Source organism: Chitinophaga sp. (assembly GCF_035761305.1).
Lineage (GTDB): Bacteria > Bacteroidota > Bacteroidia > Chitinophagales > Chitinophagaceae > Chitinophaga.
Map to the genome: position 1 here is coordinate 1 of NZ_DASTRI010000144.1, position 26,528 is coordinate 26,528.

General features: G+C 49.8%; 23 protein-coding genes and 1 tRNA gene. 11 read left to right on the forward strand and 13 right to left on the reverse strand.

The genetic code is table 11. The features are described from left to right. On the forward strand, positions 1 to 2,047 hold a 2,047-nt coding region (locus VFS25_RS12415; protein WP_326462467.1), incomplete at its 5' end, for a hypothetical protein. Positions 2,048 to 2,081: 34 nt separating this feature from the next. Beyond that, positions 2,082 to 3,092 (forward strand): GntR family transcriptional regulator, encoded by a 1,011-nt coding sequence (locus tag VFS25_RS12420; RefSeq protein WP_326462468.1) that lies wholly within the window; start codon positions 2,082 to 2,084, stop codon positions 3,090 to 3,092. A 3-nt stretch (positions 3,093 to 3,095) separates the two neighbouring features. On the opposite strand, the gene VFS25_RS12425 is transcribed toward VFS25_RS12420, so the two are convergent. After that, on the reverse strand, positions 3,096 to 4,382 hold the full coding sequence (locus VFS25_RS12425; RefSeq protein WP_326462469.1) for a HAMP domain-containing sensor histidine kinase: 1,287 nt from the start codon (positions 4,380 to 4,382) through the stop codon (positions 3,096 to 3,098). A gap of 304 nt (positions 4,383 to 4,686) precedes the next feature. Between VFS25_RS12425 and VFS25_RS12430 the strand changes: the two genes are divergently transcribed. Continuing rightward, positions 4,687 to 5,541 (forward strand): AraC family transcriptional regulator, encoded by an 855-nt coding sequence (locus VFS25_RS12430; protein WP_326462470.1) that lies wholly within the window; start codon positions 4,687 to 4,689, stop codon positions 5,539 to 5,541. 68 nt (positions 5,542 to 5,609) lie between these two features. Beyond that, positions 5,610 to 6,017 (forward strand): DinB family protein, encoded by a 408-nt coding sequence (locus tag VFS25_RS12435; protein ID WP_326462471.1) that lies wholly within the window; start codon positions 5,610 to 5,612, stop codon positions 6,015 to 6,017. 157 nt (positions 6,018 to 6,174) lie between these two features. Here the strand turns inward: VFS25_RS12435 and VFS25_RS12440 are convergent, their stop codons facing one another. Beyond that, positions 6,175 to 7,392 carry a glycoside hydrolase family 27 protein gene (locus tag VFS25_RS12440; RefSeq protein WP_326462472.1) on the reverse strand — a complete coding sequence of 406 codons (1,218 nt, stop codon included), beginning with the start codon at positions 7,390 to 7,392 and terminating at the stop codon, positions 6,175 to 6,177. A 63-nt stretch (positions 7,393 to 7,455) separates the two neighbouring features. Between VFS25_RS12440 and VFS25_RS12445 the strand changes: the two genes are divergently transcribed. Next, positions 7,456 to 8,805 (forward strand): glycoside hydrolase family 140 protein, encoded by a 1,350-nt coding sequence (locus VFS25_RS12445; RefSeq protein WP_326462473.1) that lies wholly within the window; start codon positions 7,456 to 7,458, stop codon positions 8,803 to 8,805. A 42-nt stretch (positions 8,806 to 8,847) separates the two neighbouring features. Here VFS25_RS12445 and VFS25_RS12450 read toward each other — a convergent pair whose 3' ends face one another. Further along, positions 8,848 to 9,261 carry a response regulator gene (locus VFS25_RS12450; RefSeq protein ID WP_326462474.1) on the reverse strand — a complete coding sequence of 138 codons (414 nt, stop codon included), beginning with the start codon at positions 9,259 to 9,261 and terminating at the stop codon, positions 8,848 to 8,850. Positions 9,262 to 9,609: 348 nt separating this feature from the next. Here VFS25_RS12450 and VFS25_RS12455 point away from each other — a divergent pair, with 348 nt between their 5' ends. After that, positions 9,610 to 9,939, forward strand: coding sequence for a hypothetical protein (locus tag VFS25_RS12455; protein ID WP_326462475.1), 330 nt, complete (start codon positions 9,610 to 9,612; stop codon positions 9,937 to 9,939). 173 nt (positions 9,940 to 10,112) lie between these two features. Here VFS25_RS12455 and VFS25_RS12460 read toward each other — a convergent pair whose 3' ends face one another. The 5 genes from VFS25_RS12460 to VFS25_RS12480 form a co-directional block, all read right to left on the reverse strand. After that, the gene (locus VFS25_RS12460) at positions 10,113 to 10,841 is read right to left on the reverse strand and encodes a DUF3823 domain-containing protein (protein WP_326462476.1); all 729 of its coding nucleotides are present in this window, start codon (positions 10,839 to 10,841) and stop codon (positions 10,113 to 10,115) included. Between the two features lie 19 nt (positions 10,842 to 10,860). After that, a complete protein-coding gene (locus VFS25_RS12465) occupies positions 10,861 to 12,684 on the reverse strand; it encodes a RagB/SusD family nutrient uptake outer membrane protein (protein ID WP_326462477.1) in 1,824 nt (607 codons plus the stop codon). Positions 12,685 to 12,698: 14 nt separating this feature from the next. Then, positions 12,699 to 16,097, reverse strand: coding sequence for a TonB-dependent receptor (locus VFS25_RS12470; RefSeq protein WP_326462478.1), 3,399 nt, complete (start codon positions 16,095 to 16,097; stop codon positions 12,699 to 12,701). Positions 16,098 to 16,394: 297 nt separating this feature from the next. After that, positions 16,395 to 17,561 carry a FecR family protein gene (locus tag VFS25_RS12475; protein ID WP_326462479.1) on the reverse strand — a complete coding sequence of 389 codons (1,167 nt, stop codon included), beginning with the start codon at positions 17,559 to 17,561 and terminating at the stop codon, positions 16,395 to 16,397. A gap of 201 nt (positions 17,562 to 17,762) precedes the next feature. Further along, positions 17,763 to 18,368 carry an RNA polymerase sigma-70 factor gene (locus VFS25_RS12480; RefSeq protein ID WP_326462480.1) on the reverse strand — a complete coding sequence of 202 codons (606 nt, stop codon included), beginning with the start codon at positions 18,366 to 18,368 and terminating at the stop codon, positions 17,763 to 17,765. Positions 18,369 to 18,615: 247 nt separating this feature from the next. Here VFS25_RS12480 and VFS25_RS12485 point away from each other — a divergent pair, with 247 nt between their 5' ends. Beyond that, positions 18,616 to 19,428, forward strand: coding sequence for a helix-turn-helix transcriptional regulator (locus VFS25_RS12485; protein ID WP_326462481.1), 813 nt, complete (start codon positions 18,616 to 18,618; stop codon positions 19,426 to 19,428). An 87-nt stretch (positions 19,429 to 19,515) separates the two neighbouring features. Further along, positions 19,516 to 20,286: an isocitrate lyase/phosphoenolpyruvate mutase family protein gene (locus VFS25_RS12490; RefSeq protein ID WP_326462482.1), complete on the forward strand. Its 771-nt coding sequence runs from the start codon at positions 19,516 to 19,518 to the stop codon at positions 20,284 to 20,286. A 95-nt stretch (positions 20,287 to 20,381) separates the two neighbouring features. Here VFS25_RS12490 and VFS25_RS12495 read toward each other — a convergent pair whose 3' ends face one another. Together VFS25_RS12495 and VFS25_RS12500 are read right to left on the reverse strand one after the other, a co-directional pair. Further along, the gene (locus VFS25_RS12495) at positions 20,382 to 21,617 is read right to left on the reverse strand and encodes a DEAD/DEAH box helicase (protein ID WP_326462483.1); all 1,236 of its coding nucleotides are present in this window, start codon (positions 21,615 to 21,617) and stop codon (positions 20,382 to 20,384) included. Between the two features lie 38 nt (positions 21,618 to 21,655). Then, positions 21,656 to 22,018 (reverse strand): hypothetical protein, encoded by a 363-nt coding sequence (locus tag VFS25_RS12500; RefSeq protein WP_326462484.1) that lies wholly within the window; start codon positions 22,016 to 22,018, stop codon positions 21,656 to 21,658. A 654-nt stretch (positions 22,019 to 22,672) separates the two neighbouring features. Here VFS25_RS12500 and VFS25_RS12505 point away from each other — a divergent pair. The 3 genes from VFS25_RS12505 to VFS25_RS12515 all read left to right on the forward strand — a co-directional run bounded on the left by VFS25_RS12505 (position 22,673) and on the right by VFS25_RS12515 (position 24,890). Then, a complete protein-coding gene (locus tag VFS25_RS12505; RefSeq protein WP_326462485.1) occupies positions 22,673 to 23,353 on the forward strand; it encodes an aspartyl/asparaginyl beta-hydroxylase domain-containing protein in 681 nt (226 codons plus the stop codon). Beyond that, positions 23,353 to 24,309: a hypothetical protein gene (locus tag VFS25_RS12510; RefSeq protein ID WP_326462486.1), complete on the forward strand. Its 957-nt coding sequence runs from the start codon at positions 23,353 to 23,355 to the stop codon at positions 24,307 to 24,309. The genes VFS25_RS12505 and VFS25_RS12510 overlap by 1 nt, the downstream gene beginning before the upstream one ends. 110 nt (positions 24,310 to 24,419) lie before the next feature. After that, positions 24,420 to 24,890: an SMI1/KNR4 family protein gene (locus VFS25_RS12515; RefSeq protein ID WP_326462487.1), complete on the forward strand. Its 471-nt coding sequence runs from the start codon at positions 24,420 to 24,422 to the stop codon at positions 24,888 to 24,890. A 132-nt stretch (positions 24,891 to 25,022) separates the two neighbouring features. Here the strand turns inward: VFS25_RS12515 and VFS25_RS12520 are convergent, their stop codons facing one another. The 3 genes from VFS25_RS12520 to VFS25_RS12530 all read right to left on the reverse strand — a co-directional run bounded on the left by VFS25_RS12520 (position 25,023) and on the right by VFS25_RS12530 (position 26,247). Next, the gene (locus tag VFS25_RS12520) at positions 25,023 to 25,391 is read right to left on the reverse strand and encodes a hypothetical protein (RefSeq protein WP_326462488.1); all 369 of its coding nucleotides are present in this window, start codon (positions 25,389 to 25,391) and stop codon (positions 25,023 to 25,025) included. Between the two features lie 123 nt (positions 25,392 to 25,514). Continuing rightward, complete coding sequence (locus VFS25_RS12525) at positions 25,515 to 26,021, reverse strand: hypothetical protein (protein WP_326462489.1); 507 nt, start codon at positions 26,019 to 26,021, stop codon at positions 25,515 to 25,517. A gap of 155 nt (positions 26,022 to 26,176) precedes the next feature. Beyond that, positions 26,177 to 26,247 (reverse strand) — tRNA-Gln (locus VFS25_RS12530). Positions 26,248 to 26,528: the final 281 nt, after the last annotated feature.

A 26,528-nucleotide genomic window follows, 5' to 3' on the forward strand; every position in this document is an offset into this window, starting at 1 on the left:
CGCTACCTTTAAAAAGAATGAGGACCTGTACCGCTTTCTAACCAAAGAGGCCGACCGGCGCGGCATTTGGGTGATACAGATGTTCTACAACATTATTGTGTCTAAACCCTTTGCAGAAAAGCACGGCATGGTTACGCAGGACCGCAAACGGCCCATTACGCCGCTCATAGCCGACTATACCCGTAAGTCCATAGCAGCATTTGTAGCCAAATATCCGAATGTAGGCCTGCTGGTAACATTAGGCGAAGCCATGGAAGGCGATGAGATGGATATTGCATGGTTCACCAAAACCATTATTCCCGGCGTAAACGACGGGTTAAAGGCCCTCGGCAAAAAAACGTTGCCGCCCCTGGTATTACGCGGGCACGACAGCAACCCGCAGTTGATACTGAAAGCTGCCCTGCCGTTGTATTCCAACATTTATGTAGAGAATAAATACAATGGCGAAGCGCTTACAACCTACACTCCCCGCGGCCCCTGGGCCGCCATGCACCGGGAGATAAGCCGGCTGGCGGTGGCGGATATAGATAACGTGCACATACTGGCCAACCTGGAACCTTTCCGGTACGGCGCCACCACTTTTATACAAAAATGCGTGCAGGCCATGCACACGGCGCATGGCGCCAACGGCCTGCACCTGTACCCGCAGGCCTCCTACTGGGACTGGCCTTATACAGCCGACAAGGCAACTCCACGCCTGCTGCAGATAGACCGTGACTGGATCTGGTACCAGGCCTGGGCGCGCTATGCCTGGAACTGCCACCGCAACCGCGCGGAAGAAGATGTGTACTGGAGCAGGCTGCTGAACGCCCAATACGGCACGCAGGCCGGCAGCCACATACTGGAAGCCTATGAGCAGGCCGGCGAAATAGCGCCCAAGCTGCTGCGGCGTTTCGGCATTACTAACGGTAACCGGCAAACGCTTACGCTTGGTATGTTTATGAGCCAGCTTATTGATCCCAAAAGGTGGCGGGTATGGCAGGACCTGTATGACTCCGACGGGCCGGAGGGTGAAACCCTGCTGCAGTATGCCGGCAAAGAATGGGCGCACCAGCCCCACAAAGGGGAAACGCCGGTACAGGTGATACAGGAGGTAGTGCAGCACGGACAGCTGGCCGTAGCCGCTATTGAAAAAGCCGCGGGTCATGTGCAGCAAAACCAGGCGGAATTTAACCGCCTTAAAAACGACATGTACTGTTACCGCGCGCTGGCTAATTACTTTAACGCCAAAGTGCAGGCAGCTTTATGGGTGCTGCGCTACCAGCACTCCCGCCAGCTTACAGACCTGGAAAAGGCGCTGCCCCTGCTGAAACAAAGCGTGCAGCATTACCGCGAGCTGGCCGGCCTTACGAAAGATGCCTACCTGTATGCCAACAGCATGCAAACCGCGCAAAGGAAAGTGCCTATCGGCGGGGACGACGGAAAGAACAAAACCTGGGTTGAGCTGCTGCCGCACTATGAAGCGGAGCTGCAGCATTTTAAGCAGCACCTGTATACGCTGCAGCATGCATTGCCCGCAGCCGCGGCGCCCGGCAGCACGCCGGCATTCAGCCCGGCAACCGTTACCGGGTTAAATGCCGCCGGTAACCGTTACCAGCCCGTTGCAGGCGCCAAAGTGTTTACTGACAAGGACGTGCACATACAGGCTGCCGATGCTGCCTTACAGCGCCTGCAGGGCATTGCCTGCAGCATGCAGCAGCAACAGGCCAAAGGCACTATCCTGCGTTTCAGCAACACACATCCGGTAAAGGTGGTAGTGGGCTTTTTTGAAAGCAAGGATAAAGCATGGTTACCCGAACCCGACCTGGAAACAGATGCCGGCGCCGATCAGTACGGGCAGGCCGCCATCCGCATACGGCATGCAGTAACCCTGCCTGGTTTACCGCCGGTGAACCTGCATACCTATTATTTTGATGCAGGCACGCATACCCTGTCATTAGGCAGGGGCGCCTGCCTGGTATTGGGTTTTATGGATGGCAAACAGGAGATCAGCAGCCATACCGGCGCCGGTAAGGCCGGTGAGCTGGACTGGTTATTTGAGCAGTAATCATCACCGACAATTCGTATTTTAACTGTTTAATATGAAATCTATCATTACAGTAGATCATCAGCTGGGCGCGCCCAAATACCAGCAGATTATTCAATCCGTTATTACCGCTATTGATAACAAGCAGTTAAAGATCGGGGATAAAATACCCTCTGTGAATGAAGTGAGCGATGACACCGGCATTGCCAAAAAAACCGTGGTACAGGCTTTTGAGCACCTGAAACAAACCGGCATTATAATGGCCGTAAAGTACAAGGGCTATTTTGTGGCCAGCGCCAACACGCAAACCAAGCACCATATTTTTGTGCTGTTCAACAACCTCACGGCGTATAAAGAGGAAATTTACGAAAGCATTAAAAGTACGCTGGGCAATAAGGGAGTGGTGGAGATCTTTTTCCATCATAACAATATGGAGGTATTTAAAACCCTGATAGCACAGGCAGCGGGCAAGTACACAGAGTACATTATCATGCCCATACCGGATAAAGCTATTAAGCCCGCGCTCAAAAAGCTGCCCCAGGATAAAATATACATGCTGGACCTTGGCTACCATGAATGGGGCAACGCCTACCCCTCTGTGTGCCAGTATTTTGATGAGGATATTTACCTGGTATTGAAAGCGGGCCTGCCCACCATACGCCGCAAATACAGTAAGCTGGTGCTGGTGCAGGGACCTCCCTTCTACAACCAGAAACAGATTGAAAAAGGTTTCCGGCAGTTCTGCCGGGAGTTTGAGCTGGATTTTTCCGTTATTCCCCATGCGCGGAACAAGCGCCCTGCAAAGGGAGAGCTGTATGTGCTGGTGCACGACCAGGACCTGGTGCACCTGGTAAAAAAAACCAACACGCTTTCGTATAAGCTAGGCAGGGATGTGGGTGTTATCTCCTACAATGATATACCTATAAAAGAGATTGTAGGAAATGGCATTACCACCATCTCAACCGACTTTACAAAAATGGGAACGGATGTAATTAACATGATACTCCGGAAGAAAAAAGCGCATCTTAAAAATCCATGCCGCCTGGTAAAAAGAGCCTCTTTTTAGCTGCTATGCATAAGAGCCGGGCAGCTGGATGGTTACTGTAGTGCCTTTACCTGTTTGGCTCACCAGCTGCAGGTGGCCACTGTTGGCAGCTACCAGCTCCTTTGTTATCAGCAGCCCCAGTCCGGCCCCATGCTCGTTCTCCGTGCCGCGCCGGGTAAAGCGCCTTTCCAGGTCAAACAGCTGGCCTTGTATGGCGGCATCCATTCCTATACCGGTATCGGTTATACGTATATGTACCGTTTCTTTTTCCGTGGCTGCCTTTACTGTAACGGCGCCGCCGCCGGGCGTAAATTTAACCGCATTGGAAAGTACATTACGCAGTAAAACAGACAGGTGATCGGGATCGGCATACACCAGCGTGCTTTCGGGCACCTGCAGGTCAAAGGCCAGCCCTTTCTCCGCCATCTGCGAACCCATTTTTACCTGCAGCTGCTGAACGGTGTTCAATACATCGCAGTACTGGGGGCTAACCGTAATGCCTTTCAGCTGTAAATGCGACCATCGCAACGTGTTATCCAGGCTTAATAATACATTATCCAGGCTGTTGCGCGCCCTGCCTGCAAATTCATTGAACAGCGGCGCAGCCAGGTCGGCATCCAGGCTTAAAAGGGATCGCATGGAAGCCAGCGGCTCGCGCAGGTCATGGGAAAGAATGGAGAATATTTTTTCCTTGGAGCGGTTCAGGTTTTCCAGGCGCGCAGCCTTTTCTTCGTTCTGCCGGTTCAGCGCTTCCAGCTGCTGCTGGTAACGCCACTGCTCGTATTTATTAAACAGCAGCACCGCTGCCATAAATATGAATACCGCTATTGCGCTGAGAACTTCACGGGAAGCCGGTAACGGCTCAATAAATGGCCCATGATGCCGGATATAGATATGAATAAAAATGAAAACGAACAGGTCTATCAGCACCAGCGTAACGATCAGCCACCAGGAGCGCAGCAATAGTACAATCACGGCTACATTCAGTAACAGCAACAGCTCTGTGTTGTTATGATACCCCAGTGAAATAAAGCTGAAAAAAGCAGCAATGATAATGATAACAGCCAGCCTGGCGGTCCGGAACTGCTGGAAATGCTGTAACAGTACAATGCCCGATGCAGACAATAATAACAACAGGTAACAGCAGGCTAATCCATAATGTGCTGTAAACAGGTTCAGCACACATAACCCTGTTACCATAACCATGCCCAGCAACGACCCTGCATTCAATGATCTGATTTTCTTTTGCTCTTCAAACGGATGACCAGGCCTGACCCCAATATTGACTACGCGGTGAATGAACGTATCCATGGAAGGCACGAAACTATAATATTTTGCCCAATATTTCACGGCATCAGCCGTATAAAAACATTCGGGCCATTATATGCTGTTTTCCCTTCCCGGAATGCCTTTTAGAAAAAATTAACATGGTTAACAATTGCTTAACTATCTATGACTTTGAGTACAGTACCTTTAAGTGAAGAATTTATAAGACTTAGCAGGGTATTCTTATCCAGGCTTATTTAATGAGGTCCCTTCTGGGCAAAGCAGGGGCCTCATTTTGCTATTCTTTCCCCTCCTTCCGCACCTGGCCTCAAATTGCTACCTTTACTTTATGGACGCCGATATTCATACCCGGTATGAGTCTGATTTTTACCGTGTGCTGGATTTTAAATGCCGGTGCACCGACTGCCGTACCTCAAAACCTGAGTACAGCGAAAGCTTTTGCATCAGCTTTGTACGCAAGGGCAACTTCCTGTTCAATGTATTCCGGCATTCCCTTGACTCCTACAACGGCTGTATATTGATCACCAAGCCCGGTTATGAGCGCACAGTTACCCATGCGCACGCTGTGCCGGATGAATGCACCATTTTTGAGTTCACCAACACCTTCCATAAAGCGCTTACACAACGTTACGGCTACACGAAATTCTTCCGCGATAATGACCTCCACTCCACCCTGATGCATGCCAGCACGGAAACCGAATTCCTGCACTTTTACATTAGCCAGCTGATAGGGCTGCGCAGCGGCAGCAAACTGCATATAGACCAGCTGGTGCTGCAAATGACAGATAAGGTGCTGGGCACCCTTACCGATTATACGCCCGACGCCCGCATTAACAGCCGGTTAAAGCAAAACCACCTTACCACTATAGAGCGGGCCAAGGAATATATTACCACCCGTTTTACGCAGGATATTTCACTGATGGAAATTGCCGCCTACTGTTATGTAAGCCCTTTTCATTTCAGCCGCATTTTCAAAACCTTTACCTCCTGCTCTCCGCACCAGTACCTGCTATCCATGCGGCTGCAGCATGCGGCGCTGCTGCTGCGCAGCACTGCGCTGGCAGTGGCGGATATTGCTTTTACCTCCGGCTTTAACAGCATTGAACATTTTACGGCTGCCTTCCGCAAGCAGTATAATTGCCCGCCGGCTGCTTACCGCAACGGCGTTATTGCCGCCCGTTAAAAGAGCAAGATTCCTTAACCGATTGCCTGGCATGGCCAGTAGCTTTGTTGCATAAAATATATGTTTTTATGAAAGCACAGTTATTAGCCACCCTGGAAAATTCAAAACAGTACACGCTGCAGGTTGCCGGCAAAATGCCGGAACCCGGTTATGCCTCTAAACCAACTCCTGCTGTGTGGAATTTTGGAGAGCTGTTACATCATATTGCCTATGGCATAGAATGGTGGCAGGAAAACTTTATAAAAGGTATTGAAACTGCCTGGGCGCCGCCGGCCGCCACTACCGGGAAAAAAGCCGTTCACAGCTACCTGGAGCAGGCGTATGATGCGCTTAAAGCCACCATTGAGAACACAACGCTCACAGAGGAAGCCGTAAAAGGCTTTCATGCTACCATGGATCATATTACCCATCACCGCGGCCAGGCGGTTACTTACCTGCGGTGCGAAGGCATTGAACCACCGGAATACCGGTATTGAGAATTACGAATTGTCAATTACGAATTACGAATTAAATGCCGTTAATCATAATCATGGCATGGCGCTAATGAATGTTCATGGCCTAATAAAGACTTTCAATACAAATGAACACCTAAATTAATACTGCACTTCCCCCATTCGTAATTCGTAATTGATTTTACTCTGCTTCGCAGATGTACACACTGCTCTCATGCGGGCGTAGCGTGCCTTTAAAGGCAGCGCGCCGGCGGGAGGGCAGGTGTGTTATATTCCATTTACCATGCAGGCCCAGGGCGGCATCTGCATTAATATTGAAGCGCTTTTCACCACTGCTTACGTTTATTACACAAACGGCTATACGGTGGCCCGACAATTCTTTCCGGTATGCCAGTATGCTATCCTGCTCATACACCCGGGAGGCCTGTTTACCCAGCGCATCCTGGTTAATGGCAATTAAGTCTTTATCCAGCAGAATGGCTTTCACGCTATCCTGCAGGTGGCGCACATCCAGGTTTACCATAAGGGGTGCGGCCAGCATACACCACAGTGTGAACTGCGTGCGGTATTCCGTAAGCGTGCAGCCTTTGTAGGTACCGTTCAGGGACGATGACTTTCCTTTGCCGAAAAGTCCCAGCACCAGCAGGTCCGGGTCGTTCCAGCCGCCGGGGCCTGCATATTGCTCCAGGCCCTGCTCTTTATCCACCACATTCATAATGCCATTGGCGCTGTTGCGGTATTCTTTGCTGCGCCAGGTATCGCGTATATCCCAGGTGGTGCGCCATAAGTGCCCGCCGGCAGCTTTGGCCCACAGCCATGGCTGGCGCTGCCCCCATTCGCAAATGGAATATACAATAGGGCGGTGCGTTTGTTTGAGCGCATCGCCCATTTTTTTGTAACGGGCAAACGCAGTGACTACATCGGCCGGCGCATTACAGTAATCGTATTTTAAATAATCGATGCCCCAGTCTGCAAAGGTTTGCGCATCCAGCTCCTCAAAGTTATAGCTGCCCGTTACGCCGCCGCAGGTAAGCGGCGCCGCATCGGAATAAATGCCCAGCTTCAGGCCTTTGCCGTGCACATAATCCGCCAGCGCTTTAATGCCATTGGGAAAGCGCTTTCTATCGGCATACAGCCGGTTCTTTGCATCACGGCCACCTACCCAAAAATCGTCCATCACAATATAGGTATAGCCTGCAGCCAGCATGCCGGAGCTAACCATGGCGTCCGCAATTTCCTTTACCAGCGTTTCTGATACCTCATCTTCAAAAAGATTCCAGCTGTTCCAGCCCATAGGCGGCGTAAGCGCCAGCGAGTCGGTTTGCGCATATAAGCTGCAGGTGCTGATAAAAAATAACAGGCAGCCGGTCATCAGGCCATAACGGAATTGTTTACTCATCTTTTTCAGTTGTAAAAAACAAGATACTTATTTTTGTAGCACTACCCTAAAACAATACACGTTATGCTGCGTTCCACGTTCATGATAGCATTTTGCTGCTATGCGCTTGCCCTGCCGGCGCAGGTGAGCATCAGCAGTAATCACCGTTACCTGCTGCACAACGGCAAACCTTTTTTCTGGCTGGGCGATACTGCCTGGGAGCTGTTCCACCGCCTGAACCGGGAGCAGGCCAGCCAGTACCTGCAGCACCGCGCAGGCCAGGGCTTTACCGTAATACAGGCTGTTATACTGGCAGAATTTGACGGGCTGCACACCCCCAACGCCAATGGCGACCTGCCCCTGCTGCATGACGATCCTACCCGGCCCAATGAAGCTTATTTCAGGCATGTAGACTATATTATAGATAAAGCAGATTCCCTGGGCCTGGTAATAGGACTGTTGCCTACCTGGGGCGATAAAGTGTGGAAATCAACATGGGGTAAGGGGCCTGAGATATTTACCCCTCAAAATGCAAAAGTTTACGGCCAATGGCTGGGGAAACGGTACCGTACCCGGAAAAACATTGTGTGGATCCTGGGCGGCGACCGTACGCCACAAAATGAGCAGCAACTCACCATCTGGCGGCAAATGGCCGCGGGTATACAGGAAGGTGTGGGCGCGGCGTGCGCGGTGATCACCTTTCATACCCAGCCCAATGCGCTGGGCTCTGCGGAATGGTTCCATAACGACGCCTGGCTTAGCTTTAACATGTTCCAGAACGGGCATTGCCGCAATACGCCGGTGTACAATAAGATACAGGCTGCCTATAACCTCACGCCCGCCAAACCCGTGCTGGACGGGGAGCCTATTTACGAAGACCACCCGGTATGCTTCAATGCAAATGACCTGGGCACCTCCAGCGCCTATGACGTACGCAAGTATGCCTACCTTGACCTGTTTGCTGGGGCTTTCGGCCATACCTACGGCTGCCACGATATATGGCAGTTCTACTCCCCTGCGCATGAAGCCGTGAATAACCCGCATGTGCCCTGGCAGCAAGCCATGGACCTGCCCGGCGCAAAACAAATGCAGTATGTACGCAGGCTAATGGAAGCCAATCCTGTAACGGAGCGGGTGCCGGACCAGTCGCTGATAGCGGAAAATAACCTTACGCCCGCAGAACGCATACAGGCCACACGCGGCAGCGATTACCTGTATGTATATACGGCATCGGGACTACCCTTTACAGTGGTGCTGGGGAAAATAAGCGGCAGCAGGTTGCAGGGTGGCTGGTACAATCCACGTAACGGTGCATTTAAGCGTATTGAACAACTGGAGAACCAGGGACAACAAAAATTTACACCACCCGGAACCGGATACGGACAGGATTGGATATTGGTATTACAGGATGCAGCAAGAGAAATGAAGCTCTGACAGAGATGCCGCCTGCATGCGGTTCAGGCAAGGGGACATTGCCTATCCATTGATCACAAACTGGGACATGGGCGGATAATAAAGCATTCTTTTCCAGTCTATTGCAAAAATCTTTTCCAGCACATCTTTGAGATCCGCCAGGGAAGAAGGTTTCTTTGCATACAGGTTAGTGCCTTCACGGTAACAGAATTCAATGGTTTGTAAATCGCTCAGAGATGAATACACGATAATAGGAAGCGAGTCAAACTTCTTATTGGCGCGTATTTCCTTTATGCACTGTTTTCCGTCCCTGCACGGCATCAGCAGGTCCAGGAAAAGCAGGTCCGGATGCTTTTCATCCAGCAGCCTCATTAAAATATCACCATTTTCCGCTCTTGTTAATACCACCTTAACTGTTGTAAGATCGTTAATGGCTAAAGAAAAAATCAGGTAATCATCGTCATCATCTTCCGCCATTAAAACGTGTGTTAGTTCTTGATTAACATTCGTCGTCATAATAATCTTTATCTTTTAAGGAAGAAAATTCCCCCGGCTTTCAAACTGCAAATAAAAGAATTATCAAATAACAATTAAAAATGATTTATGTATGCATTGGTTCGGCCCAACAGTGTACCTTTACATTTGTTATAACCTTTCCGAATGGATGCCACTCAAAAATCATACTAAAAAGACCGAATTAAACATAATACTTATATTTTATCCGTCTGCAAAACCCAGGTCAGTAGGCAGCCTGCATAGCAGACATAGCGCTAAAGGTAAGCTAACAGGAAGATATACACTATTATGCTGCCATAATTTACAGCTATGTTAAACCTGATCCATTATATTATTCTTATTGGCCATGAGCCAAGGCTGCTGCCATTATTGCGCAATAAATTGCTCAATCTGGCTGGGGAGGCGCAGATCGATATTGCGGATATAAACGATTTAAACGGCCTGCTATGCAAACAGCGGCCCGACCTGCTGCTATATGCAACAGCTGCTGATGAACTGTATTTACCTTATATTGATATTATAAGAAAAAATCCGGTGGCTGATGAAATCCCAATAGTAGTATGCCAGGGAGAAATAGAGGAAGCCGTATTGATAGAGATATTACGCGGCATAAACGGAAACAAACCATTACAACATTAAAGCGGCCAGCCGGTCATCAGCCTGGCCATCGTCATCCGCAAACACGCAAGGTCAATCATGGATGCAAGGCCGGAAATATAGCCCTGAGCCGCGGGGCGGCGCATATACGTACAACCGCCCGTTGGCCCGAACATGGGCCAACGGATCTGCGGTGTACATACCTGTTAAACAAATCAGGGCACCTGCACCTCCACTACATCGGAATAATTGAACTGCTTGTAGCTGTCGTTTACGCGCACGCCTACACGCGCATAAAAGGTGCGGCCATGTTTGAGGTCCGGCACTTTCATTACATAGGTCTTTTGTGCAATGGAGTCGTCCCAGTTGCTGTTAATGTCTATCTTATTCGGCTTGCTCTGGTCGGGCGGATTGGTGTACTGGCTGATAGTGGCGCCTGCTCCCACATAGGGGGTAATGTTCACAAAAGGCTGCGCATCAATAATAGTGGGCAATCCTTCTGTAACCGGCGCTGCCAGCTTAAACTCCATAATCAGCGTATCGCCGGAAAGGCGGTGGCTGAAGTTTGTGATCTTCAGGTACGGCGTTAGCTCAAAGTCATGCGTGGTAAGGCCGTTAATATCCAGCTCCACCGGATCAACCGGCCAAAAGGCGCCATTAACAGGCGTTACGCGGTAATGCCCGCTGAACAGCTTTGTATCTTCAAAAGTACCATCCGGTTTGGAAGGAATGTACTGCGGCGTGGGTGTTTCGCTCCAGCTCAGCTCCTCCAGCTTTATCTGCACGCCGCCTGTTTCTGTAGAAAAGTTATTCTTGCCATTGGTAACATCCAGCAATCTACCCTGGAAACCGGCATTGGGCCCCGGCTGATTATCTGTTTTGGTACAGGAATATGTTGATAAAAGGAACAAGCCTATCAACAATCCTTTAAATATCCTTTGCATAACACGGTTCATTTTTAAATTAATAGTTCGGGTTGTTGGGATATAAGTTCGGGTTCTTGCCCAGCTCTCCGCCTGGTATAGGCTCGTAATAATATTTCTTTTCAAAGGTGTAGGAACGCTGGAAAGGTTCCAGCTCACGCAGGAATATATACTTATCCTCATTCAGTATATAATAAGGCAGCAGGGCGTGGAAGCGGGTATTATCCAGCACCTTGTCTGCAATGCGCCAGCGGCGCAGGTCCCACCAGTACTGTTTTTCAAAGGCCAGCTCTTTACAGCGTTCATTCCTTACCGTATCTATGGTGATGGCGCCGGTTACCGGCGGCGCGCCGGCCCGGTCGCGCAGCTGGTTAATAACTGTCACCGCATCGGTAGTATTGCCTAATTCCATAGCAGCTTCTGCGCGGTTCAGCAGCACTTCTGCATAGCGCATATCAATCCAGCTCTGGGTGCTCATGTACAAACCGCATTGCGACTGGTCTCGGTTATAATCCACGTACTTACGCACGTAAAAGCCGGTGCGCGTCATATCATCGCCGTTGGTGCTAACGCCGGTAAAGCCAATGATGCGTTTTCCCTGGTACAGCGCATCTGTTGTGCCGGAAAGGTGGCGGTACTGGGCATTGGGTGGGTTAAGGCCCAGCTCTGACGCGGCTGTGCCGGAGAACTGGTCGTAAATGCCACGCTGCGTATCAAACTGCCGGCCTCTTAATGTGGCGCCGGGAAAATATACTGTTGCCAGTAAACGCGGCTCCAGCCCCTGCATAAGCTCCGCGGTATTGTTAAAGCGGCGCGGCGTACCATCGGGATTTACAATGGGCAGCGCCCCTGCAAAACGCTCTACAAACTCCAGGGTGGGATAAGCGCGGGAAAGGCCATCAGCGGTCATGTAACGGCAGGTCATGGTAGCATCCCAACTGTGGGCCGTATTGCTCGTAAGCGAGTAGTCCCTTACCAGTATGTTTTCAGGGCTGTCTTTATCCAGGAACAGGTCTACATAGTTTTGTTCCTTATTATCCATCTTCTTTTTGTACAGGTCATAATGCCCTTCCAGCAGTTTGGCGGCATCCCAGGCCTGCTTGAAAAAGCCGTCGGCCTCAGAGGCGGGTATGCCTACATAGCCCTGGTCACGGGCATCGCCGGCTACATAGTTCGCGGAACCATATTTGGCAATGGTGCCCGCATACAGCATGGCGCGTGATTTAAGCGCAGCGGCTACGTAGCGGTTAGCCCTTGCGCGCACGCTTTTTTCCGGCATCAGCAGGTAAGCGCTGTCCAGGTCAGCGGCAATGAACTTCCATACATCCACTTCCTTATCGCGGTGCACCTGCAGCTCTTCAATAGGCTGTTCGGGATAGTTCTGCACATTTTTAATGATGGGCACACCGCCATATCTTTTTACCAGCGCAAAGTAAAAGTAGGCGCGGCAAAAATAGGCTTCGCCCATCCACGCGTCTACCTTCTCTTTGGCAAAGTTCACGGCATTCTTTGGCAGGTTTTCCAGCAGGTAATTGACGGTGCGTATATCGCCGTAAGGCCAGTAACCAAAACCGCCGGCGGCATCGTAAGTGCTGCCGTAAGGACCTACCAGCTCACCGCATATAGCGCCGGGATGATAAAATTGCTCCCATCCCCTGTTAAAGCCGCTGCCTTCATTGCGGTAATAGAAATCCTCAATGGGCAATGCTTTGTAAATCGTGGCCATGTACGCGGTTATGCCGTTTTCGTTGTTAAATACATCCTTGTCCCGGATCACGTTCAGGGGCGCTACATCCAGCTTATGACAGGCTGCCAGCATGCATCCTGCAAGAATGGTTATGATGATATATTGTAGTTGTTTCATGTTGTTCGTTTGATTTAAAATGTAACACTGGCTCCAATGCTGTACGTTCTGTTCATGGGGTATTTATACCCGCCCTGTGAATAGTTCCAGTCGGCACCGGTGGCTACTACGCCGGGATGCTCCGGATCGCTGTTCTTCAGCCCTGTAAAGGTGAGCAGGTTGTAGCTGTTCACATACACCCGGAAATTGCTGATGCCTGCCTTTTGCAGCCATGCTTTGGGCAGGGTATAGCCCAGCTCCAGCGATTTTATGCGCAGGTAAGCGGCGTTTTGCACGGCGCGGGTCCCTTCTGCAACGGGCGATCCCATAGCCGGGTAGTAGCCCGGCGCCCATACGGTGTTAGGATCAAATACATCTGCATCAGGATCGGCAGTATGCCAGCGGTCCAGGAACTGTGTAAGGGAGCTGCGGCCGTACATGAGCGGTTCCGCCATCTGCTCGGCATACTGCACATAAAACTGGGTAGCGCCCTGCAGCAGCATATTAAAATCAATGCCATGCCAGGCAGCGCCAATGGTCATGCCGTAGTTAACCATAGGTATATCGCGGGTGGCAATCGGAAATTCATCCTTGCTGTCAATTACGCCGTCGTTATTCCAGTCAACATAATAATAATCGCCCGGCACCGCGCCCTGGTTGCCGCCGCCGGCATTTACATCATGGTTATAGATCTGGTCATAAGAAGTGTACTGGCCGCCGTACTCCTTGCCCCACCAGATATTGGTGTAGCGGTCCTGCTGCGAGTTCTTCCAGTTCTCGTACGAGTTACCGGCGCGGGTTTGCTCTACGTGGCGCGTCATGGTGCGGGTAGACGACAGGTTGGCGCTGATGTTATAGCTGAAATCACCAATGTGGTTGCGGTGTGTGATCAATATTTCTATGCCGCTGGTACGGTCGCTGTTCAGGTTCTCCTGCGGCAGATTGGTGCCTACAGTACCGGGCAGCGTGGTGGTGCGGGTGGCGGGCAATCCATCACGGTTACGGATAAAGTAATCCACGGAACCGCCTATGAGGCCGCGCCACAGGTCTACATCCACACCCAGGTTCAGCGTTTTGGCTGTTAGCCAGGTAATATTGGGATTTACCACGCCGCGTGATGCCAGGCCGTTGGTAAAGTTGTTGCCAAAAATATAGCCGTTCACCGGGTAGTTATAACCGGCTATATACTGGAACGCGGTGGCGGCATCGTCACCGGTTTTGCCGTAAGAGGCGCGCAGCTTCAGGTTATTGAGCACATTGGGCGCAAACAGGTTTTGAACAAAAGGTTCTTCGCTCACCCGCCATGCAACAGATGCTGCAGGGAAAAAGCCCCATTGTTTGGATGCATTGAACTTGCTGGAGCCATCATAACGAAAGCTGAAATCAAATATATACCTGGTTTTATAATCATAGCCCAGGCGGCCCACCACGCCTTTGGTTACCACATCGCCTAAACCATTGGGGTCCATGGCGCCCTGCTGGTTGTTAAGATCGCCGGCAAACAGGTAAGGGATGCCGAGCGAATACTCGCGCTGCGCGTAAAAGTTATCCTGGCTGGTATAGCTTTCTTCATACAACAGCAGGCCGCTTACGTTATGCGTTTGGTTAAAGCGCTTGTTATAGTTAAGCGACAGCTGGAACAGCGTGGAGGTGGTGTTCCAGTACTGCCGGTTCACAGTAGAGGGCGTGCTTACCAGCGTGGCCAGGTAGCTGTTAGTTTGCGGATCGTACTGGTACAGGTTATAGGATTGCTTTACCTGTGTATTATCCGCTATGTTAAAGCCGTAGTTGTACATGCCTTTGGCGGTTAAGCCTTCTATGCCGGGTACATCATATTCCAGTCCCAGCTGGCCCTGGAAATTCTTGTTCCGGTATTTCTGGTAGCCTACATAATCGGCATCGGTTATCACTACGGGGTTGGCGTTGTCCGGCTCCAGGTGCGGGTACAGGGGATTGTTGTTCGCGTATATCTGGTCGGTAGGCAGCTGGTTCCAGGTGTATTTGAACATTTCCCATACGCCCCTGCCGCCGGGCTGGTTTTTAGTATCAGTATAGCCGGAGGCCAGTATCTGCGCACGCAGGCGTTTGGTAATTCTTGCATTGATGTTGGAGCGGAAGTTCCAGCGGTCGTAGTTCATATCGCCGCTGCGGAACATGCCATCCTGCTTAAAGTAGCCCAGGTTAAAGAAATAGGTAACCCGGTCGCTGCCGCCGTTCACGCTGAGGGTATGCTGCGTTTCCGGCGCAAAGTCCTTCATGGTAGCGCCTACCCAGTCGGATGATTTAAGGGTGCCGTTCCTGTACAGCTCCATATCGGCATCTGAAAAGGCGGGCGGCATTTGCGTTAAAAAGTTGTTGCCGAAATCCCTTTTCTGCTGCTCGTTCTTCAACGTCATGTAATCAATGGCGTTCACGCTTTGGGGCGTGTTCAGGAACTGCTGCCAGCTTTGGTTTACGGAGTAGGTAATATCAAACTTGCCATTGGCGGCGCGGGAGCCTTTTTTGGTGGTAACCAGTATAACGCCGTTGGCTGCACGCACGCCGTAAATAGCGGCGGTGGCATCTTTCAGCACGGAAATGTTGTCGATCTCGTTCGGGTCCATGCGGGAAAGATCGCCGCTGCCACGGGGTACGCCATCTATTACCACCAGGGGGTTGCCCATGCCGCGTATGTCAAACACATTGTCGTATGCGCCGGGCTCGCTGCTTTTCTGCAGAACGCGCATACCGGGCACCTTGCCGGTGAGCATGTTCACCACGTTTTCGTTCTTGGTGGTAGTGATCTCCTCCCCTTTCAGCGTGGAGATGGAGCCGGTTAACCTGGCCTTGGCCTGGGTTTGGCCGTAGCCTACCACCACTACATCGGTAAGGCTGCTGATCAGCGGCATCAGGCGAATGTTAAAGGTGGTGTTACTGCCTACCGTTACCTCCTGTGTGGTATAACCCAGGTAAGTGAACAGCAGCACGGCCTGCCGGTCCGGCACGTTAAGGGTAAAACGGCCATCCGCATCTGTTTGGGTACCGGTTTGGGTACCTTTCACGTGTATGTTCACCCTTTCCAGCGGGGCGCCCAGGCTGTCTGTTACACGGCCGCTGATGGTGATGGGCGGGGCCGGCGGCGCCGGGCTGGCGGCAGGCGCTTTACTTTTTATCACCACGGTTTTATCAATAATGTCGTAAGCCAGCGACTGATCTTTCAGGCATATTTTCAATACCTCTTCCAGCGGGGCATTGCTTACATGAATGCTTACCGGGGCAGCATTGGCAACCAGGCGGTCGTTATACAGGAAGTTATAACCGCTCTGTTTGCGCATATCCTTAAATATTTTGGCTAAGGGAACATTGGTGCCTGAAAGTGTAACGCGTTCCTGCGAAAAACCGATGGCGCTGGCCTGCAGGAAAACAGCTATAGTCAGGAACATTGTCAGTTTCATAACAAGGATAATTTTGGAAGGGCAGCACGCAGGCATGCGCCTGCGTTTGCAAAGTGCGTACAATTGCATACATTCGTAAAGTTTACGTTTTGAATTAATGATCCCTGCAAGGATGTTAATGAAAGACTAAACCAGCCGGTAACACTCGTCCTGTTCCCGGCTTTTTTGTAGTGGTGGAATTACGTTTTCATGATGCTTTTTGTGGAATTTTAGTTAAATAATTTTCTCTGATTGTTGGCTGATAGTTTTCCCCCTTTTTTTGTGTGTTCACTGAAATTTTTATCCGCTGATCTTGTATTATTTCATAACGGTCGCTTTTTTATCATCCACCCTGAAATGTAGTCCCCCGGCCAGCTCCAGCATTTTAAACACCTCCGATACATTTACGTTCTTACGGATGTTGCCGCTCAGGTACGCATCCAGGGAGTCCTGGTAGGTTACCTCTACATCGTACCAGCGCGATACCTGGCGCATGATTTCGTAAATGCTGGTATGGTTGAAATAAAATTCCCCGTTTTTCCAGGCAATGGCTTCTTCTACATCTACTGCCTGCACTTTGATGCCGCTGTTACCGTTCTTGTCTATTACGGCCTGCTGCCCGGGTTTAAGCAGCGCATTCTTTTTCCCATCGGATATATTCACAGCGCCTTCCACCAGCGTGGTTTTCACAGCTGTTTCATCGTAGTAGGCCATTACGTTAAAGCGGGTGCCCAGGTCAGTAATGTCCATACGGGCTGTGTGCACAATAAAGCGCTGCCTGGCGTTGTGCGTTACTTCAAAATAGGCTTCGCCGGTAAGGGTCACCTCCCGGAGCGGGCCACGGAAGGCCACCGGGAATTTAAGGGACGACGCCGCGTTAAGCCACACCTTGGTGCCATCCGGCAGCGTAAGCTGAAACTGGCCGCCACGGGGCGTTGTAAGGGTGTTATAGCTAACGGCGGCCTCATTGCCATGCACATTATACTGCAGCGCGCCGCCCTGCTGCTGAATGGCTGTACTGCCTTGCTGCATGGTACGGCTGCCGGCGCTGTCCAGCGCCACGGTAGACCCGTCTGCCAGGGTAAGTACCGCCTTATTGGTACCGGGTGCCGCATCATGCACCAGCGCCTGCGCGGTTTGCACCGGCAGCTGCGCATTGTTATGGCGCATATAATGATACATGAAACCGGCGCCTGCCAGCAGCAACAGCACAGCAGCCGCGGCATACTTCCACCAGCCTGTTTTGCGTGTTTTAGCCGGGCTGCTTTTAACAATACGGTTGAACATATGATCCCAGTCAACATCCTGCACTGCGCTGCCGGGCCGTAGTTCGGCAAATGCTTCATCGAGCAGGCGGTGCACCTGCTCGTCCTCTTCACGGGCCATAGCCGCGTACAGCTCTTCCAGCTCTTCCCTGGTACAGGAGCCGTCTAAATAGCGATGCAATAAATACCGCATTCTTTCTGCCGATGGCTGCATGCTCATAAATTATAAGGTTGATTAACTATACATGACCCCTGCACATGAATAGGACGAAGCCGGCGCCCGGGTATAACCGTTTCCGGAAAAATTTTTTTTAACAGGAGGAGAAAATTTGGGGGGAGAGGGGAAGCTGGCAGGTAAAACGGCCACCTGTAATAGCATACTTACGGCAACTGCTGCGTGCTGTAACCAGCGTTAGTTTGCCTACAGTAAACGATCCCAGGCGCTGATCCAGAACAGCAGTGCCAGTAACGGGGAGTGCTGGTCCAGGAAGGATTTAACATGTTTCAGCGCTTCTACCAGGATGTTATTTACCCGGCTTTTGGAAAGGCCCAGGCGCTGTGATATTTCCAGGTGGCTGAGGCCCTGCTGCCGGCTCATTTGAAACACCAGCTGCTTTTGCCTGGGCAGTCCGCTCAGGGCCTGGTTCACCAGCTGGTAATACTCGCGGGCGCTTAGCTCATTTTCAAGGCTGTTATCGGCGGCAGTGGCAATATTGGCCCATACGTGGTTCAGCAGGCGCTGATCCCTGGCGGCTTTGCGAATGCTGTCCAGCGCTTTGTTACGGGCAATTACATAGCAGTAGTGGGCCGGCTTTTCAATAAAAGGCAGGCTTTCGCGGTTGGCCCATATCTTCATAAAGGTGTCCTGCACAATTTCCTCTGCATCTGCCCTGGATTTGGTGAGGCGCTCTACAAAAGTGAAGATAAGCGGGGTGTAATGATCAAAGAAAATGCGGAACGCTGCTTCATCCCCCTGTGCAATACGCTGTTGCAGGTGTTTTTCATTATGTAATGGTTCTACATACAAGGCCCGTGGTAATTTGGTATAAAAATAGACAAATTGGTTAAACTTTACCCGGTGCTAAGATATTCGCAGGAGTTGCAGGCCGGCAGCGGACGGCAGTTGTACCCTGGCTGCGGAGCGTTGCAAGCTGAAAGAAGGGACTATCCGGCCATTTTGCAGGTGGCTTCTCCGGATCGCATTAAGCACAGCGCCTTCTTCGCATTGCCGGCGCGTTTTTCAACCATAACTGAAATAGTCTTAATTTTATACTATGGAGTTTACCCATTTCCGCCCGTCTGACCCTTTAAAGCCTTACATCAGGTACTACTACCTTTTTGTATCGGATGCGGCTGCGGCATTTGAAGATACCGTATTTCCCAGCGGCGATATGGAAGTGATCTTTAACCTGGGAGCAGGTACGTGGGAGGCCGGGGCAGGCAGCCAATTCCGTAAAAATCCGCCGGTAGAGCTGTGGGGGCAGATCACCAAGCCTTTACCCATCCGCTCCAAAGGACGGCACACCATGCTGGGCATCCGGTTTCTCACACATGCAGCCGCCTGTTTTTTCAATGATGAAATGGGTATTTTCAACGACCGGGTTTCCGACCTCTCCGATATTATTGGCCAGCCGGTAAAAAGCCTGCATGCACAATTGCTGGAAACAACGGCAGCGGCTAAACGTATTGCGCTGGTAGAACAATTTTTACTGCAAAGGCTCCGCCGCAATGAAAAGCGATCCGGCAGCCATCATAAGGTAGCCCACATTTTAACCAGCATCCGGAACAATGCGGAGGCTACCAGCATCAGCAACATTGCTTCACAGCACGGCATTACGCCCCGTTACCTGCAAAAGCTCATTTACCAGCATACCGGCCTTTCTCCCAAATCATTCAACAAAATATGCCGGTTCCAGCAAAGCCTGCAGCTGATTACCCGGGGCAGCACATCACTCACCGCTATTGCCTATGACTGCGGGTACTTTGACCAGTCGCATTTTATCCGTGATTTTAAATCCTTTACCGGCCTTACCCCTTCTGCTTACCTGGAAAACCAGTCGCCTGTAAGCCTGGCTTTAGCCCAATAAATTATCCAGTTCCGTTTTATACAATTTGGCCATTGCGGATCGCCCTAACTTTACTGAAAAATATCAGCAACGCATAAATCTTTTTCTATGAGCTTTTTTGAAACATTTGCACAGCTGCACCAGCAAGCCACGCCCCTTTTACTGGGCAACATCTGGAACGTACAAAGCGCCCGGGTATTTGAAGCCAGCGGATATAAAGCCATTGGCACCTCCAGCATGGCCGTAGCCCAGTCACTGGGATATGATGACGGCGAAAACCTGCCGTTTGAGGTGCTGCTGCAACTGGCCAAAAGCGTAACAAAGGCTGTAAGCATCCCGTTCACGGTGGATATTGAAGGCGGCTACCACCGCACCGCCGAAGGCATTATTAAAAACATTTCGCAATTGCATGATGCGGGCGTAGCAGGCATTAACCTGGAAGACACCGTTCCTGGCGCCAGCCGTGAGCTGCAGGATGTTGGTTCATTTCAACAGCTGCTGGCCGCCGTAACCAATCACCTTAGCCGCAATAATTTAAAGGTATTCGTGAATGTAAGAACAGATGGCTTTTTGCTGGGCATGCCCACTGCCCTGGATGAAACGCTTACCCGCGTTAAAAGCTATGAAAATGCGGGCGCCGACGGCCTTTTTGTGCCCTGCATTACCCGGGAAGATGATATTGCACAGGTAGTGAAAGCCACGCCCCTGCCCATTAATGTAATGTGTATGCCGGACCTGCCGGACTTTGCGGAGCTTACAGCGCTGGGCGTAAAACGCATCAGCATGGGCAGCTTCTTTTTCGATAAGGTATACAGGAATGCGGGCGCACTGGCAGCTGCTATCAGCAACAATGAAAACTTTACAGCTCTTTTCTCTTAAATACCCACTTCTTCCGCCATTATAAAAAAGCCCCCGAAAGTGCTTAACTTTTGGGGGCTATTCAAACAGCCTGCCTTTTCCTATAACAGCAAGGCCTACTTTTTTTTCCGTTTGCGCTGCTTCATTTCTTTTTCATGCTGCTCCAGTAGCAGCTGCCAGTTGTCGTTGGGTATGTCTTCGGAAAAGCTGATGGTTTCGCGATAATCGTTCTTATCTATTTTCATTACCTGTATCTCTTTACCCAGGTAGGTTTGTATCTGCTCCAGCACCGGCTTTTCTTCGTTGCTGCAAAAGCTCACAGCCTGGCCTTTCTGCACACCACGGCCGGTGCGGCCCACACGGTGCACATAGTTCTCCGGCTCATCCGGCAGGTCGTAGTTCACTACGTAATCTACATTGGGAATATCTATTCCACGGGCATTTACGTCTGTGGTAATGAGTACTTTAATATCGCCTTTTTTAAATTCCTTCATTACAGAAAGCCGGTCGTCCTGCTCTTTTCCGCCGTGCATGGTAAGGGTTTTAATGCCTACTCTTTCCATGGCTGCGGCTACCCGCTCTGCGCGCACTTTGGTACGTACAAATACCAGTATTTTATTTTCAGGAAATTCCTTTACCAGCCGCTCCAGGAAAAAGCGCTTATCATCCATTTCCACGAAGGCTACAGCGTGGCTCACGTTTTTAGACACCGGATCGTCGGGAGATATTTGTATGCGTATCGGGTTGCGGACAATGGAATAGGCCAGGTCCTTGATCTCCGCATCAATGGTAGCGGAGAAAAAGAGGGTTTGATGATTGCGGGGCAGGTGGCGGATCACATCGCGTATATCGCGGATAAAGCCCAGGTCCAGCATATGGTCTGCTTCATCGAGAATAAGGGTTTGCACATGGCGCAGGTCCAGGTGGCCCTGGCTGATGAGGTCAAACATACGGCCGGGTGTTGCGATCAGCACATCCACGCCGTTATCCAGCTTTTTGATCTGCGCCTCCTGCTCAACGCCGCCGAAAAGGCTCATAATATCTACCCGGGTATATTTGCCCAGCTGTTTGAACACATCGGCAATTTGTATGGCCAGCTCGCGGGTGGGCACCATTACCAGGCACTTTACCTCACCCCGGGTGCGGGAGCGGCTTTGCTGGTGCAGCAGGTGCAGCACTGGAATGGCAAAAGCGGCTGTTTTGCCGGTGCCTGTTTGTGCAATGGCCAGCACATCATCTCCCTTGAGAATAGATGGAATAGCCTTGTACTGGATGTCTGTAGGGCGTTTAAAGCCATTCTCTTCCAGGCTTCTTTTAATTTCCTCTGCTATACGGTATTGTTCAAACTTCATGAGAACACAAAGGTAGCTTATTTTCAGCGGGTTGGCGCTTACCTGCCCTTTGCCAGGAAACCGTCGGCTGCGCCTTCTTCCAGCGCAATGTAAGCGCGTATCCAGCTTTCTTCACTAAGCCGGCGCCATTTGTGGCCGGAGCCGGTAACATCTGTAGCCAGCAGCACATCGCCGGGATGTATAATGAAGGTGCTGCCATCTGTTACCGTAAATTCCAGCGAGCCGCGGAGCGTTATTACATATTGCTTCCTGGGCGCAGGGTGCCAGTCAAATGCACTACGGGCAGGGTCATCTTCCTGGATGAGGAAAAAGGGAGCAGTAAGCGGGGCAGGCATGGTAATGGTGCCTTCTTCAAAAGCGCTATGCCCTTCGGCAGTGGTGTATAATTTATATGCTTTCATGGTGTAGTTGGCGGAGCAAGATAAAGAACAATAGGGATTTTTGGGACGCATGTTCCCCGCGGGCATTTGGAAAAAGTAGTATAAGCATATGGCTTGTTGGGCATAATTATCGATGGCTGACCGGCTGCCCGCCCACACAAAAAACTGGTTTACAACTCCTTACCTGTACAGGCCGGTATTTGTTGCATTAACAAATTAATAGCATGTAAATGTCAGTTGTGCTAACTAATTGTACGGTACCTTTATTTCATTAGTACATAATTATCCTATGAGAAATTTTTGCTTGTAACGAAATTCATAATTTTGGGTTTTCTAATTTTATACTGCCTCCTTATCCAGGGAGGCTTTATTGTTTGGTGGGTGGAGTGCAACTATTTACTATTATTAATTATCTTACAGAAGATTAATCGTTTAAAGAGGACATTCAGGCAGCTTTATTGTACGCCTCCTTGAAAATGAAAAACACGGTTATTATCCATGCAGCCTGAATGGGAAATATGGCCTTTCTCGCCAGCAATTACCAAATTGGATGAAGGAGCAAACAGGCTTTCAGGTAAAATCGGCCTAAGCTATAACTCTCGCAACAACCAGCGGCATTGATATTATAGCGCCTGACTAAATATTATCGCAGGAGCAACCAGTTACTATTATACCATGAACCACATAAAATTTTCCCAAACCTACGATGTAAAAAAGCTGAGTAATGAGCTGGAAACTATTCTGCAGGAAGAATGGCCGTTGCACTTTAATACCAAAGATTTTAACGGCGACTGGCGGAGCATCTCCCTGCGCTCCACCAGCGGCAAAAGCAGCGACATTTACGCGCATGGCAACAGCGCTTACCATAACACGCCGGTGCTGGACCGCATGCCTTATGTAAAAACGATCCTGGACTCGTGGCATTGTGAAAAAGAGGCGGTACGCCTGTTATCGCTGGCGCCCGGCAGCGTAATTAAGCCGCACCGCGATCCGGGATGCAGCTACCACGAAGGATCATTCAGAATACACATTCCTATTGTAACCAACGCAGATGTGTATTTTACCATTGAAGAGGAAAAGCTGCAGCTGAAAGCCGGCGAGTGCTGGTATATGAATTTCGGCGCAACCCACAGCATTGTCAATGCCGGCCATACCAGTAGGGTACACCTGGTAATGGATGGCATCCGCAACAGCTGGACCGACCAGCTGTTTGCCGCACATGGCTACGTGCTTCCCGAAGAAAATGCAACTGCAGATTACGACGCTGCCACCAAAGCCGCAATGATTGCGGAGCTGGAAAAAATGAATACACCTGTTGCACGGGAACTGATCGCAAGCTTAAAAGGAGAAAAATAATGCAGCACGCACCGATAGCCAACTGGATCCCGTTCCATCTCAGCCACTCCAAAGCATACGGCTGGACCGTTAAATGGCTGAACCTTGGACAACAACGGATGATACATCCTTTTTTTGATGAAACCATACAGGTTTGCAGGTACCGGCAAAAAGAAAGGTCGTTCATAGAAAGCCTGAGCACTGCAGATTTTATGCCTGCCGCCTGTAAAAACCTGGCGTCGCTGGAGCCAACAGCATTTATTTTCCATGTTTCCCGCTGCGGCTCTACCCTGTTATCCCAGGCCTTTTCAGCACCGGAGGAAAACATTGTGGTGGCAGAAGCGCCCCTGCTGGACGAGATCCTGCGGGCGGATGAAAAAGGCGCTGCTGCAGATGTTGCCACCCGCGCTACCTGGTTTCATGCGGCATTAAAGCTAATGGGACAAAAACGCAACCTGCAGGAAACAGCTTATATTATAAAATTAGACAGCTGGCATATTCATTTTTATGATCTTTTACGCCAGTGGTTTCCGCAAACACCTTTTTTCTTCCTGTACAGAGAACCCGCGGAGGTAATTGCTTCCCATGAAAAAAGAAGAGGCCTGCACGCCGTTCCCGGCATCATCAGTCCGGCCTTGCTTAAAACCGCGGAACCGGCGTATTACAAAGGCGATTTTAACAGCTATACAGCAAACGTGCTGGAGCAGTATTATTTAGAGCTGCAGCGCATTTACCGGTTGAATGCCCCCCGCAATTATTTCTTTGATTATGCCAATGGCGTGAAAGAAATGGTAACGGCCTTCAGCACATTCTCGGGCATTCCCATAAAGAACGCCGGCCAGGTGCATGAACGGCTGCAATATCATAGTAAATCGCCTCAAACGCCTTTCGGGCCTGCATCCTGTTCAAACAGGGAAAAATATTTCTTTAAAGATTGCCATGCTGCTTATGAGCAGTTAAGGCTCCTCACCCTTTAAGCACATCCAGCTTTGTAAGGGAAGGGCTGTGTGTTGAGTTGCGCTGCGTTCTTTTCATCATAGGCCAGGCCGTAAATATTTTTTATCTTCAGTATACAAGTGATAATTATATGCCTATCACAATCACAGACATCATCTCAAAAATTGCACATAATAAAGCTGCCCTTGGGATAATGCTTTATGGCAGCGCATCTACATACGATATATCGTCTTTTGAAAGGGAAATGGGTATAACACTTCCGGATGACATTAAAACTTTTTACAACTTTTGTAATGGATTTGAGTCAAACGAAGATTTGTTTAGAATTATACCTTTAGCAGAAATAACTGAAGAAAGGAATAGCAATTATTTAGTAAGGCCGGGCGATTTTCATATTGCGGAATATATGGTCTATTGTGATATGTGGAGCATTACAATAGCCGCCAATGATCCTAATAAATACTCAATTTATAATAAGACGGATAGCGTTGTCACTTTAACTAACTCCTTTTCTGAATTTCTGGATAAATTTTTAGCTGGCGGAGTATACAATGGCCTCTATGAATGGCGGGCGCAAATTGAAAACAATGCCTGGTTGTAACTATGAAATGATCGCAATTGTCGCAGGCTGTTACCGGGGGGTAATAGCTCCCGCCTTCAGTTACCAGTACTTTGGCAGCTATCGCGTTTATGATATACTGTTATAATAGAAAGCGCGGTGGCAACGCGATTGTTAGTGCAGGTGTTTAATCCCTTTTTCCCATTTGTCTTTTATTTGCCACAACATAACAAGGTAAGGAATAACAATTGCAAATTCCCATACATCAAACCGCATGTAAAAGGGGTGTATGCCGTCTGTGAAAGGAAACCCTGTGATGAACAGGATTAAGGTAATAAACCCTTTTACTACCAGCACCGTCAATATGCTCCATTTTTTTTCCAACCAAATGAAGAGGTTCAAAAGAAATATGCTACCGGATAAGAAAACCCCAACAAATGACATGAACACAGGTGATATAATATCAACTATCGCAAGCCAAACATTAAAACTCATAAGCCTGCCGCTGAACGGCAACACCATTCCAATCCCCGAAAGAATCATAAAAAGCCAAATGTATATTTTCAGTGCAAGCGGTATCAGGTGCCGGCGCTGTATCAACACTTCGGAAAGAAACTGTTCATCAAAAATGGAATCGGGTTCGTGCTGCATATGATCGTGAGCTGGTTAGGGTTTAGCTGCCTGTGCTTTCCTGGCTGCAATCTCTTTCCCGGATAATGCCCCGTGCTTCCAGCTGCGCCAGATCGTTGTTAGCAGAAAAATGTAAGGAATTTCAAGTATAACAGGGAAAAGATTGCCGGTGAGCCCCATACCTTGTCCCATAAAAGTTGAAGGTACATACAGGAAAAGCGACGTAACAATGTACAATATAGATACAATAAGCGCTGCCTGCACGGCCCACTTCTTCTCGCGCCACAGCGAAACGGCGGCAGCGCCCCGCAATATTGAAAATGTATACCTGCCCAAAATGAGGATAACAGCAATGCCGGCGCCTGTTCCTTCGTCACTTACCAGGTTAAATAAGCTGACAACCGCACGGGCCAGGGCAACCGCACCGCTGATTGTATAAAACCCGGCATACAGCTTCAGCATGAGCGGCATAAGGTTAAGGCGGCGGGTATAAATGGAAGCCAGGAATTGTTCGTCGAAGATAGAATCGGATGTTTCTTCCATGGTATAAAGGGTGTGATAAATAATAACCGGTTAATTACCGGAACGGCGATAACAAATTACTGAATTATCTGAATATGCTGTGCTGCGTTTTACCTTCGCGGAAATTAAAAAACCCGCTCATTGAGAGCGGGTTTTACTTTTGATATTTTCTTTCGTTGCCCGACCTGGATTCGAACCAAGACAAACAGAGTCAGAGTCTGTCGTACTACCGTTATACTATCGGGCATTGCAAATTGGGAGGGCAAATGTATAATTTTTTTGAAAAAATACCCAATAAATATATTTTTTTTTCTGTGCAAAGCCCCTCCTAAACCGGCTGCCTGCCCTCTGAAATGCAGGCTGCTGGCTACCGGGTAGCTGGATGCTAATTCTCGTCCGGCAGGCCCGGCTGTACGTGCCTCTTTTCAAAGCCCGGGATTGCAGCGCCGGAATGAGGTAACTATTTATACCGCGATATACAATCACTATCGTTCTATGACAGGTACAGCATAAGACTGCTTTTGTTAT

What these genes read in the sequence shown, in the direction of transcription:
- VFS25_RS12505 (WP_326462485.1), top strand. Translation starts at nt 22,673, where the DNA reads ATGAACCACATAAAATTTTCCCAAACCTACGATGTAAAAAAGCTGAGT.
- VFS25_RS12510 (WP_326462486.1), top strand. Translation starts at nt 23,353, where the DNA reads ATGCAGCACGCACCGATAGCCAACTGGATCCCGTTCCATCTCAGCCAC.
- VFS25_RS12520 (WP_326462488.1), bottom strand. Translation starts at nt 25,391, where the DNA reads ATGATTCTTTCGGGGATTGGAATGGTGTTGCCGTTCAGCGGCAGGCTT.
- VFS25_RS12425 (WP_326462469.1), bottom strand. Translation starts at nt 4,382, where the DNA reads ATGGATACGTTCATTCACCGCGTAGTCAATATTGGGGTCAGGCCTGGT.
- VFS25_RS12455 (WP_326462475.1), top strand. Translation starts at nt 9,610, where the DNA reads ATGTTAAACCTGATCCATTATATTATTCTTATTGGCCATGAGCCAAGG.
- VFS25_RS12470 (WP_326462478.1), bottom strand. Translation starts at nt 16,097, where the DNA reads ATGAAACTGACAATGTTCCTGACTATAGCTGTTTTCCTGCAGGCCAGC.
- VFS25_RS12435 (WP_326462471.1), top strand. Translation starts at nt 5,610, where the DNA reads ATGAAAGCACAGTTATTAGCCACCCTGGAAAATTCAAAACAGTACACG.
- VFS25_RS12525 (WP_326462489.1), bottom strand. Translation starts at nt 26,021, where the DNA reads ATGGAAGAAACATCCGATTCTATCTTCGACGAACAATTCCTGGCTTCC.
- VFS25_RS12460 (WP_326462476.1), bottom strand. Translation starts at nt 10,841, where the DNA reads ATGCAAAGGATATTTAAAGGATTGTTGATAGGCTTGTTCCTTTTATCA.
- VFS25_RS12440 (WP_326462472.1), bottom strand. Translation starts at nt 7,392, where the DNA reads ATGAGTAAACAATTCCGTTATGGCCTGATGACCGGCTGCCTGTTATTT.
- VFS25_RS12445 (WP_326462473.1), top strand. Translation starts at nt 7,456, where the DNA reads ATGCTGCGTTCCACGTTCATGATAGCATTTTGCTGCTATGCGCTTGCC.
- VFS25_RS12450 (WP_326462474.1), bottom strand. Translation starts at nt 9,261, where the DNA reads ATGGCGGAAGATGATGACGATGATTACCTGATTTTTTCTTTAGCCATT.
- VFS25_RS12475 (WP_326462479.1), bottom strand. Translation starts at nt 17,561, where the DNA reads ATGAGCATGCAGCCATCGGCAGAAAGAATGCGGTATTTATTGCATCGC.
- VFS25_RS12430 (WP_326462470.1), top strand. Translation starts at nt 4,687, where the DNA reads ATGGACGCCGATATTCATACCCGGTATGAGTCTGATTTTTACCGTGTG.
- VFS25_RS12420 (WP_326462468.1), top strand. Translation starts at nt 2,082, where the DNA reads ATGAAATCTATCATTACAGTAGATCATCAGCTGGGCGCGCCCAAATAC.
- VFS25_RS12515 (WP_326462487.1), top strand. Translation starts at nt 24,420, where the DNA reads ATGCCTATCACAATCACAGACATCATCTCAAAAATTGCACATAATAAA.
- VFS25_RS12490 (WP_326462482.1), top strand. Translation starts at nt 19,516, where the DNA reads ATGAGCTTTTTTGAAACATTTGCACAGCTGCACCAGCAAGCCACGCCC.
- VFS25_RS12495 (WP_326462483.1), bottom strand. Translation starts at nt 21,617, where the DNA reads ATGAAGTTTGAACAATACCGTATAGCAGAGGAAATTAAAAGAAGCCTG.
- VFS25_RS12500 (WP_326462484.1), bottom strand. Translation starts at nt 22,018, where the DNA reads ATGAAAGCATATAAATTATACACCACTGCCGAAGGGCATAGCGCTTTT.
- VFS25_RS12465 (WP_326462477.1), bottom strand. Translation starts at nt 12,684, where the DNA reads ATGAAACAACTACAATATATCATCATAACCATTCTTGCAGGATGCATG.
- VFS25_RS12485 (WP_326462481.1), top strand. Translation starts at nt 18,616, where the DNA reads ATGGAGTTTACCCATTTCCGCCCGTCTGACCCTTTAAAGCCTTACATC.